This is a genomic window from Agitococcus lubricus, from assembly GCF_003051055.1.
GTDB classification, from domain to species: domain Bacteria; phylum Pseudomonadota; class Gammaproteobacteria; order Pseudomonadales; family Moraxellaceae; genus Agitococcus; species Agitococcus lubricus.
On sequence record NZ_QAON01000012.1, the window covers coordinates 108,129 to 118,819 of the forward strand.

Annotated in this window: 8 protein-coding genes and 2 tRNA genes; 9 read left to right on the forward strand and 1 reads right to left on the reverse strand. The window is 37.8% G+C overall.

Going from position 1 to position 10,691, the window contains the following annotated elements; translation table 11 throughout:
* Positions 1 to 203: 203 nt before the first annotated feature.
* The 8 genes from C8N29_RS12160 to C8N29_RS12195 all read left to right on the forward strand — a co-directional run bounded on the left by C8N29_RS12160 (position 204) and on the right by C8N29_RS12195 (position 9,123).
* On the forward strand, positions 204 to 1,121 hold the full coding sequence (locus C8N29_RS12160) for an AAA family ATPase (RefSeq protein ID WP_107866336.1): 918 nt from the start codon (positions 204 to 206) through the stop codon (positions 1,119 to 1,121).
* 3 nt (positions 1,122 to 1,124) lie between these two features.
* Positions 1,125 to 2,096 carry a DUF58 domain-containing protein gene (locus tag C8N29_RS12165; RefSeq protein ID WP_107866337.1) on the forward strand — a complete coding sequence of 324 codons (972 nt, stop codon included), beginning with the start codon at positions 1,125 to 1,127 and terminating at the stop codon, positions 2,094 to 2,096.
* Positions 2,093 to 4,114, forward strand: coding sequence for a transglutaminase TgpA family protein (locus tag C8N29_RS12170; protein ID WP_107866338.1), 2,022 nt, complete (start codon positions 2,093 to 2,095; stop codon positions 4,112 to 4,114). Before C8N29_RS12165 ends, C8N29_RS12170 begins: the two co-directional genes overlap by 4 nt.
* Before the next feature lie 48 nt (positions 4,115 to 4,162).
* Positions 4,163 to 4,239: transfer RNA gene (locus C8N29_RS12175), tRNA-Val, on the forward strand.
* A 28-nt stretch (positions 4,240 to 4,267) separates the two neighbouring features.
* Positions 4,268 to 4,350, forward strand: a tRNA-Leu gene (locus C8N29_RS12180).
* 163 nt (positions 4,351 to 4,513) lie between these two features.
* Positions 4,514 to 5,698 (forward strand): tyrosine-type recombinase/integrase, encoded by a 1,185-nt coding sequence (locus C8N29_RS12185; protein ID WP_107866339.1) that lies wholly within the window; start codon positions 4,514 to 4,516, stop codon positions 5,696 to 5,698.
* 636 nt (positions 5,699 to 6,334) lie between these two features.
* Entirely contained in the window at positions 6,335 to 6,535 is a 201-nt protein-coding gene (locus tag C8N29_RS12190) for a helix-turn-helix transcriptional regulator (RefSeq protein WP_239987147.1), read from the forward strand.
* 188 nt (positions 6,536 to 6,723) lie between these two features.
* Positions 6,724 to 9,123 (forward strand): YagK/YfjJ domain-containing protein, encoded by a 2,400-nt coding sequence (locus tag C8N29_RS12195; protein WP_107866341.1) that lies wholly within the window; start codon positions 6,724 to 6,726, stop codon positions 9,121 to 9,123.
* Between the two features lie 6 nt (positions 9,124 to 9,129).
* Here the strand turns inward: C8N29_RS12195 and C8N29_RS12200 are convergent, their stop codons facing one another.
* Positions 9,130 to 9,363: a WGR domain-containing protein gene (locus C8N29_RS12200; RefSeq protein ID WP_107866342.1), complete on the reverse strand. Its 234-nt coding sequence runs from the start codon at positions 9,361 to 9,363 to the stop codon at positions 9,130 to 9,132.
* A 317-nt stretch (positions 9,364 to 9,680) separates the two neighbouring features.
* Here C8N29_RS12200 and C8N29_RS12205 point away from each other — a divergent pair, with 317 nt between their 5' ends.
* On the forward strand, positions 9,681 to 10,601 hold the full coding sequence (locus tag C8N29_RS12205) for a DEAD/DEAH box helicase (protein ID WP_239987148.1): 921 nt from the start codon (positions 9,681 to 9,683) through the stop codon (positions 10,599 to 10,601).
* Positions 10,602 to 10,691 lie beyond the last annotated feature (90 nt).

The window sequence follows — 10,691 nt, forward strand, 5'->3', positions numbered from 1 at the left end:
TGTAATTTTTTGTATATATTCTAAAAAAGCGAATAAAAAAAACCGTTGTTTCATTCCGCTTATTGATAGTCAATGTTATGTTCTCTAACTATTTGATAATTTAGGGCTTAGACAGTGCATTCCCCGTTTTTAATGAAAATGCGCGTATTTCACTGATATGACACCGTCTCTGCTTTTTATTGATAAGTATAAGGAATCATATAATGACATCAGCAGTACAGCCCGTACTGACGGCAATTAATGCGGTTATCTTGGGTAAAACGAATCAAATAAAATTAGCATTAGCATGTTTATTGGCAAAAGGTCATCTCCTTATTGAAGATTTGCCTGGGATGGGAAAAACCACGTTAGCGGAGTCTCTAGCCCGTACCTTGGGTTTAAGTTATCAACGTTTACAGTTTACGAGTGATATGTTGCCTGCCGATATCATCGGGGTATCTATTTTTAATCCTGCGGAACAACAGTTTGTCTTTAGAGCAGGGCCTGTCTTTACACAGGTCTTGTTAGCGGATGAAATCAACAGGACTAGCCCTAAAACGCAAAGTGCGTTACTTGAAGCCATGGAGGAAGGGCAAGTCACGATAGATGGCGTAACCCGTCCACTACCTAAACCTTTTTTTGTCATTGCGACACAAAATCCCAGTCATCAAATGGGAACATTTCCTTTGCCTGAGTCCCAGTTAGACCGTTTCTTAATGCGTATTCAGTTGGGCTATCCTGACCCCCGCGCAGAGCGTGAGTTATTGACAGGTACAGACCGTCGAAAAATGTTAACGACACTACAAGCCTTTGCAGATGATGAACGAATAGCCGCATGGCAACAGCAAATTGATAAAGTGCATCTCAGCGATGCCGTATTGAGTTATTTACAGCGCTTAGTCACACACACACGTCAAAGTCGTGATTTTGCACACGGTTTGTCACCCCGTGGTCTGTTGGCACTTAAACGTGCAACCCAAGCGTGGGCATTTATTGAAGGGCGTAATTATGCCGTGCCTGAGGATGTACAAGCCGTGCTTCCCGCAGTAGCCGAACATCGTTTACGTGGCAGTATCGAAGACCAAAACCGTATGCATTCTTTAACCAGTCAATTATTGAATGCGGTTGACGTGTTGGAATAAATCATGCCCATTTCTGCTGCTGTTCAAGGTTTTGCGCGCGGTCGTTGGATAAAATGGTTAAATAGACGTATCCCGCCTACACAGGATATTGTATTAAATCAACGACGTGTCTTTATCTTCCTAAGTTCGCACGGCGGCTTAATGTCGTGCTTATTATTGTCGTTATTTATTGCAGGTATTAATTATGCGAATAATTTACTACTCGGGTTATGCTTCTTTCTGAGTAGTTTATTAGTCATTACCATGCATCATACCTTTGCTAATTTATCAGGACTGCGCATTACAACGGTGACGACGCAAGCTGCTTTTGCTGGTGAAGTGGCGGGTTTTACCATTCGGCTGTCTAATCCTAATGGACGAACGTATTATAATTTATTGTTAGAATGGGCGGATGCCAGCGAGCGAGTGGCTGTCTTAGAACAAGGCCAAGAAGTCACGTTATTTTTACGTAGTCAACAGCGCGGACGTTTTTATCCGCCGCGTCTTAAAATTGTCACCACCTATCCCTTAGGACTTTTACGTGCTTGGACATGGTTGGCACTGGATATGAATGCCATTATTTATCCTCAACCTATGCCATATGATGAATTACCTGCAGGGGCAGGCGATAAAGACGACACAGAACACGGCCACAAACGGCGCGTCGGCATTGAGGATTTTGAAGGCTTAAAGAGCTTTCATGCAGGAGACCCGTTAGCGCATGTATCTTGGAAACACTTAGCGCGTGGGCAGGGGATGTTAGTCAAGACCTACAGTGAGCCAGTCACAGGTAGTAACTGTTTGGATTATCAAGCCTTTGTCGGATTAGACAAGGAAACGCGTTTACAGCATTTAACATGGTGGGTCTTACGACTGACCCAAAACCAACAGCCATTTGCGCTTAAATTACCCCACAAAACCATCAGTGTTGGCAGTGGTCACAGTCATCAAACAGCGTGTTTGACAGCATTGGCATTGTTTGAGGAAACGCAATGACGAATATGAATTGGCGTTATTGGTTGCTAGCCGCACTGTTGATTTCGTTCATCCCTCATATAGAACGTTTGCCGTGGTGGTTTAATGCCTTATTGGCTTTAGTCATCTTATGGCGTATTCCTGCCGTCGAGCAGCGTCTACCCTTACCCAATACGTGGGTTAAGGCGCTGATGCTTGCGATTGGTTTAGTAGGGATAAAGAAAAGCTATAACACGATTTTTGGCCCTGAAGCGGGGACAGCATTTTTATTATTATGTGTATTATTAAAAGTATTAGAGGTTAAAGCAGACCGTGATAACTATATTGTTTTGACGGTTGCTTTATTTGTCTTAGCAAGTAATTTTTTATTTGGCAAAGGCTTGGCGGTGAGTGTCTATGCCATCTTAGGTGTCTTTATTATTATTGCCGCATATGTTGGCATTACCAATACGACGATGAAGACGACACTTGCCTTTCGTAAGGCAGGAATTTTGTTGGCACAAGCATTGCCACTGATGATTGTATTATATGTCTTTTTTCCACGCTTACCGCCGTTATGGACAATGAAGCTCACGCAGGGTAGTGCTAAAACTGGCATGTCAGATAGTATGTCGCCAGGTGATATTGCCTCATTGAGCCAGTCGAACGAATTAGCTTTTAGAGTAGAATTTGAGAATAACCAAATACCCCCGCAATCAGAGCTTTATTGGCGCGGACTTACCTTTTCGGAGTTTGATGGTCAAACATGGCGACCAAGTCAAAGTGCACAATTCAACGAAGCCGCTGTGGCATGGAGTGGTATGCAACTGCCTCTATGGGTGAACTCACAGATTCAAATTAACCAACAAAATACGCTGCGTTACAAAGTGATTTTAGAGCCGACAGACCAGAAGTGGCTATACAGTTTAATCGTGCCTTATTCTTCTACTTCTGACGTGGGCTTAACCAAAGACTTTCGCTTGGTACATGATAGACCTATCTTTGAACGATTTCAGTATCAAGCCATTCGTTTGAGCCCAGTCATGCTCGACCCGCAGCTACCCAAATGGCTATTAGCAGAAAACTTAGCACTACCCGAAGAAGGTAATCCGATTGCCCATGCAATGGCGACAAAATGGCGTCAATATTACGGTAGTGATGAGGCTTACGTGAATGCCTTATTGAGATGGTTTAGAACCAGCAATTTTTTCTATACGCTAGAGCCGCCTCCCTTAGGTGCTAATCGTATTGACGACTTTTTATTTCGCACTAAGAAAGGCTTTTGTGAGCATTATTCGTCGGCATTTACCTTCCTTGTACGCGCAGCAGGGATTCCAGCACGTGTGGTTGTTGGTTATCAGGGTGGCATGCTAAGTCCCACAGGGGATTCATGGCAAGTTAGACAGTTAGATGCTCATGCTTGGGCTGAGGTTTGGTTACCACAACGAGGCTGGGTGTCCTTAGACCCAACGGGTGCCGTTGCGCCAGAGCGCATTGAAAAAGGCATGAATAACGTTGCGAATAATCAAGCTGTATGGGGCGATACCCCCCTAAGTGTGATTAAATATAACAATTATAAGTGGCTCAGCCAGCTCCGTAATATGGCGGATTATCTGAACTATCGTTGGCAAAAAGATATTATTGGTTATGATTCAGAGCAGCAAGAAGCCTTCTTATATCGTTTGTTAGGGGATAATAACCTCTGGAAACGACTGGGTATCATGTTTGCCGTACTCTTATTTATCGTCGCAGGCTTAGCCTTTTGGACGATTTATCGTGCGCGTAAAATCATTCATCCAGCAGATAAAGCAATTATTATGTTATCACGCAAATTGGAGAAACGTGGTTTGGCGCGTCAGTATGGAGAGGGAGTGTTGGCTTATTTACAACGTTTAAACGAAGCACAACCACATTGGCAAGAGGTCACGACACTGTTACTAGCGCAATATACGGCAATTCGGTACCAGCCACAGCACGTAGCGTCATACAAAATTCGTGAAATGGATTATTTAGTGCGCAATTGGCCCGCATATCGGCCAAAAAAGACGCAGCTGTTATAAAAAAGACTTGCATCGCAGAGAGCGTCACCATAGAATTGTCGCCTCTTTAGACGTATAGCTCAGTTGGTTAGAGCACCACCTTGACATGGTGGGGGTCGCTGGTTCGAGTCCAGTTACGTCTACCAAAATTATCAATAACAAACCTATTCACTTGCGCTAGTGGCGAAATTGGTAGACGCGCTGGATTTAGATTCCAGTCCGAAAGGGTGTGGGTTCGAGTCCCTCCTGGCGCACCATATTCACTTCCGAAGTCATCCGAAGAAGTCCAAAAAGCCTCAATTCTCAAGGGATTGGGGCTTTTTTGTGTCCGACATAATCCGAGATTAACTATTGCAATCCGATAGTGAATGGGGGCAACATTGGGGGCAACAGAGTTGCCCACATGTTAGAGTTGCCCCCATGCCCCTCACAGACATTCAAATCAAAAAAGCCAAATACACTCGTGAAGACGGGAAGCCTGAGCGTCTAACAGATGGCGGCGGTATGTATCTCGAACTTTCTGCCAAAGGTGGTAAGTGGTGGCGTTGGAAATATCGCTTCGGTGGTAAAGAGAAACGTTTGTCTCTTGGCACATATCCTGATGTAAGTTTGAAAGCGGCAAGAGAAAAACGTGACGAAGCAAAACGATTACTGGCTGATAATATTGATCCAGCTGTGCAACGTAAAGAGCAAAAACGACAGACTATCATTTTAACAGAAGATACTTTTGAAGCTATTGCTCGTGAATGGTTAAACCATATGTCAGAGGAATGGACCTCAAAACATTTGATTAAGACAACAAGAATATTAGAAAAAGAAGCTTTTCCAATCTTAGGAAAATATCCGATACGTACCATTAAGGCACTACAAATAATAGAGATGATTCGTATTACTCAAGAAAGAGGTGTTTACGTAACGGCCAGTAAAGTATATCAATGGACTGGTGCAATTTTTCGCTTTGCAATTGCTACAGGTAGAGCTGATGTTGATCCTACGCCAGCTTGCCGAGGTGCAGTAAAAACACGTCCCGTTCAACATATGACACGCATCAATGAAAAAGAAATACCTGAATTGTTATCTAAAATTAAAAATTATGATGGTGAAATAGTCACTAAGTTGGCTATTCAGTTTATGGCTTTAACTTTTGTACGTACCAGCGAAATGATTGGTGCCAAATGGGATGAGATTGATTTGGATAAAGCTGAATGGCGTATTCCTGCTGAACGTATGAAAATGAGAACTGTACATATTGTTCCGTTAGCCAAACAAACTGTTTCGCTTCTAGAAGAGCTTGCTCTTTATACAAGAGCAAGAACATATTTGTTTACCAGTTCAAGAGTCCCTTCAAAACACATGAGTAATAATACTATACTTTTTGCATTGTATCGCATGGGCTATCATGGACGAATGACTGGGCATGGCTTTAGGGGATTGGCGAGTACCATTCTGAATGAGCATGGATTTAGAGCAGATGTTATTGAGCGTCAACTTGCTCACAGTGAAAGGGATAGTGTGAGAGCAGCCTATAATCATGCAGAGTATTTACCTGAACGCCGAAAAATGATGCAGTACTGGGCTGATTTTTTGGAGTCTAAAATTGTTTAACTTTTTGAATATTATAGTTTTTATTTTAAGTTGAGTCAGCATGAAGATTAAGAGTATTCTTTGTGTGTTACAAAAGATTTCAACTGATGAAAAAAGATTGTTTTTTTGAGGGGCTTAATATATTTATTATTTTAATAAAGCAGATTAAGTGTGAGAATCGCACCGAAGTTGTTGTGCGAGTTGTTAATAAATTGAACATAGTAAGACCAAGCCTTTGTGCTTTTGCAGACGTTAAATGATAACGTATTAATCGTAGAAAATGATACTGTGGCCTAATGTTGCCCTAGAGTGCATCATTCTGCTTTAAGCATAGCTTTTTTACTTTTCCATCTTAGTGAGCATTATAGAGAGGTGTATCTAAATAAACTATTTTTGTGAATTATCTGAATACTTTTCTTTGTTTTAATTAGTCATATTCTTATCTTCTTTGAGTCTTTAAAAGACCTAATTCTTTTAGTCATAACTAACGACCGACTATCCGTGCAAACTTATTAATTTTGGTTTCTATTTGGACTACTGAAGTCTTGTCTATTGCTTGGATTTATCTGAGTTTTTAAATGAGTCAATGGTAATCCAGATGGATGTTTAATGTGATGTTGCTGTGTTTATTCGAGGTTATCGGAAATGGTTACTTTTATGTCTAGAAAAGAGGTCGAACAAGTGACAGGTATATCAAGATCTACGATCTATGATAAGTTAAATGCTCAGTCAAACTATTACGACCCTGATTTTCCAAAACAAATAAAAATTGGTGTGAAAGGTGTTAGATGGCGATCTGATGAAGTTTACGATTGGATTGAAAAAAAGTCTAATCCTAAGTTTTTCAACAATATTTAATCCTAACTTGTACTTTTGTGATTTATATTTTTATCGTGATAAAGCACTCTTTATACGAGGAAAATTGATAATTATTGGCTAAATAACTGGGTTTTATGATTATTGAGTCAATAATTTTTGTCCATTTTTATTGTTTTATTTATGGTTATTAATATTATTAGTAATTAATAACCTTAGAGGTAGTTGATATGTTTGACGTTGATAATGATAAATATGTTCAAGAAGCAGAAGAGATTGATTATGTTTTTAATCAATTTAATTATGATTTTAATTTGATACAATCTTCAAATCTAGATGGTGAGGATAACACATGTTTGGTAGGTAGTTATGAATATCCAAAAGAGGTCATTTTTAAGTATGTTTACCAGTTACAGAATATTTTTTTAAACAAGCCTAAGCGTTTGCCATATTTGATTGTTACTGATAGTGAGGTTGAAGAATCAGAGGCATTGAAAACAAAAATAAAAAAATATGGATGTTATAAGACTAAGGATGATGATGGTAATAATGTTAATATTACTCTTAATAATCAGGAAATGGTTTATTTGTTATCAAGAATATCCACAAGTGTATATCAAAAAGGGATATGTAAATACTCTCGATTTATAGATGTTTTTTTTGAGGAGTTTAATAAGAATGATATTAATTATTTGTTTGAGTATTATACATATTCAAAAAGCGGAAAAAATATTTTTTTGACGTATGAAAAGGTAAAAATTCTTAATGAATTTGTTGATAATCTGTATAAGATTGCTAGTGACAGTGAGTTAAGAGATGATTTGAAAAAAAGTGTATATATTAACGAGCGAAATTATAAAAATTATAAAGAGTATATAAATTCACTTTTTAAAAAGCATTCTAGACTACTTGTATTGAGAGTTGATTTTGGCATTAGCCAAGATGAAATATTTGCAGACTGTTTAAACTTAAATAGCTCTAATTTTTATGAGGAACAAGTAAATAAGATAAGAGCTTATATGGCTAAATTTCTTAATAACATCAGAAAGAATAGTCAATTTCAACACATGAAAGGATATATTTGGAAATTAGAATATGGATTTTTAAAGGGCTGTCATTATCATTGTATATTTTTCTTTGATGGGTCTAAAGTTCAAAATGATGTATATTTAGCCTCTTTAATAGGTAAGTATTGGCAGTTAATTACAAATAATGATGGATATTATTTTAATTGTAATAAGGATAAAAATAATAAATATAAAAATGTTGGCGTAGGTATGATTAACTACTATGACAAAGAACTGCTTGATAATTTGACAAATAAAGTACTTAAGTATTTGGTTAAGAAAGACCAATATATATCTTATGATGGAAAAGTAAGATCTATGGGACATGCAGGGAAAAATAATAAAAAATCAAAATTAGGTAGGCCTAGAACTAAAGGTAAATATGCCTCAAATTATGCTATCGCAGCAAATAAAAGGTTAAAGCTTAAAACTTTAAATAAGCTAATTATAAATTTAGGTACATCATCAGAGTCAGTAGATAATGGCATGCCTCAAAATATCTCTTGGATACCTAATGAAGAAGTTAATGGATTTTTCTTGATATTGGGTTCATCAGGTTCTGGTAAAACTGAAACATTAAAATCAGTAAGTCAACAGATATATGATCAAGGTATTCCAATTGTGGTTTTGGATTTTCATGGTGATATTATTTTAGATAATATAGAATCTACTATCATTTCAGATGGGATAAAGAGTTTTTGTGGTATAAATCCATTACAAATAATTTCATCTGATGCAGAAAATTTTGGTTTAACAGAGCAGCGCAGGCACTTACTATCAATGTTTATGCGCGCTATTGACACCTTGAGTCCAAAGCAAAGTGTATTCTTAGAAGATGCTATCGCAGAGGCTTATAAACGCCAAAATATTTTAGATAATGATTATAGGACTTGGTCTAATACGCCACCAACCATGAAATCAGTATTATCTATTTTAAACGAGTGGCTTGATTTAGATACGATGAGTAAGCATAAATCAACTATTAGCAGTTGTATTTTTTCTATTCGTGCTTTATTCGGCCATCCTATTTTTTCTAGAGAAGAGTATTTAGATGTTCATAAAGTTGTAAAATTTGGCCATCGGCTTGATCTAAGTAAAATACATTCAAGTTATCAATTTATTGTTGCGGAAACATTATTAACGGCCATTTTTAAAATATTAAGATGTCAAGGCGTAATCCCTGTTACAACCTCGAATGATAACGAGAGATATAGACTTTTTATTGTAATTGATGAGATAAAAATTTTAACAACGGGTAGAGGTAATCCTAACAATCATCACGATATTTTGAACGTATTAGTGACAGAGGCTAGAAAATATGGAATTGGTATTATCCTTGCCTCACAAATAGCAAGCCATTTGAGTCACGAAGTACATGCCAACATTGCTACTAAATTAGTTTTAAAGCCAATGAGTGATGAGGAAGCTAAGAAAAATAAATTTGATTTACAGGTGTCGGCCAACGATCTATTAAATTTGAATGGAAAAGGAGATGGATTCTTTAAAAATAATAAAAATAAACAAGCCATTAGAATACAGATACAGCCCTATGATGCTTCATAGAGAACGCTAAACGGGTTGATACTGATGTTTGATACGTAATGACTCTTCGTGCTTAAGTTGAGTCATTGCCTCATCTAAGGAGTTAAAAACAGTCACTTTACGCCTTAATTTTTTTGCACCAATACGCCCCCATTCACATGACACGACATAAGCGTTAAAGAAATCACTTGCCAATGAAATCGCATAAAAACGGTAGCAGTCGCGTGTAGGCTCTATCTTTATCCACGTTGACATCATCATCGTTACTCAAATATCAAACCCATGATGATTTACTGTAGAACAGCATGAATCAAAGATATAGTTCATATGGTCAGCAAAGAGACATCGAATGTCGCTTTGCTGACCATATAAGTAACTGTTGTTTACTATTGATTTAGCCATTCTGATATTGCTCAAAAATAGATTATAGTGATAATGAGCTGACACACATCTAAGTATAAGTGATCAGTTTTTGATTCTCAGAATGGCTTGTTTTGGCAGGGAATACTTGCTAAAAATTATACTTGCTCCGTTTAATGGATAATATTATTTCCGAATAAAAAATAAGGATAGTGATTATGCTAAAGCTCGAAGAAATAAAAAAAAATATACAGATTCGTGGAATACAGTCTGATGAAGTTGTTCGTGTTGTACAAGTTGATGTTCTTGGGGAAAATGAGCGTGTTGTTTATTACAAAGATAGCCAAGGCCGATTAGGTGAGCAGCTATTATTTCGTGATGACGAGGCTCGTTTAGATATTGCAGAGGCAGGCCGTTATTGGGCTTTTAATGCTTCATCAACGGATTTTAAATTAGCTCTAGAAGCATATCGCATCAACCTAGCTTATTTATTTGATCCAATGATGGCTGTACACACATCAAATGTTGAGCCATTACCGCATCAGATTTCAGCCGTTTATGAAGATATGTTGCCTCGCCAGCCATTGCGTTTTGTTCTTGCAGATGACCCAGGTGCAGGTAAAACAATTATGGCAGGCTTGCTGATTCGAGAATTGTTAATGAGGGCTGACGCAAAACGTATTTTGATTGTGTCACCAGGATCATTGAGTGATCAATGGCAAGATGAAATGTTGGAAAAGTTTGGTGTTCAGTTCGAAGTATTTAGCCGAGAAAAACAAGAGCAGTGTGCGACTGGAAATTACTTTGAAGAACAAAATCTATTAATTTGTCGTTTAGACCAATTATCGCGTAATTTGGTGTTGCAGGAAAAGCTTAAAAATACCGAATGGGATTTAATTATTGTTGATGAAGCACATAAGCTATCGGCAAACTACTATGGCAGTAAAGTCAACAAAACCCAACGCTTTTTATTAGGAGAGTTATTAGGCACGATTACACGCCATTTTTTACTCATGACAGCAACGCCACATAACGGAAAAGAAGAAGATTTTCAAATATGGTTATCGTTATTAGATGGAGATCGTTTTTATGGCAAGTTTAGGGAAGGAGCACACAAGGTTGATGTATCAGATATGTAATGGTCAAGAGAAACAGGACAGTTATTTAGGCAGCTTGTCTTAAAAAATCACGTTCAAATATTAATGGTGATTTATAACCTAGCGTTGAAT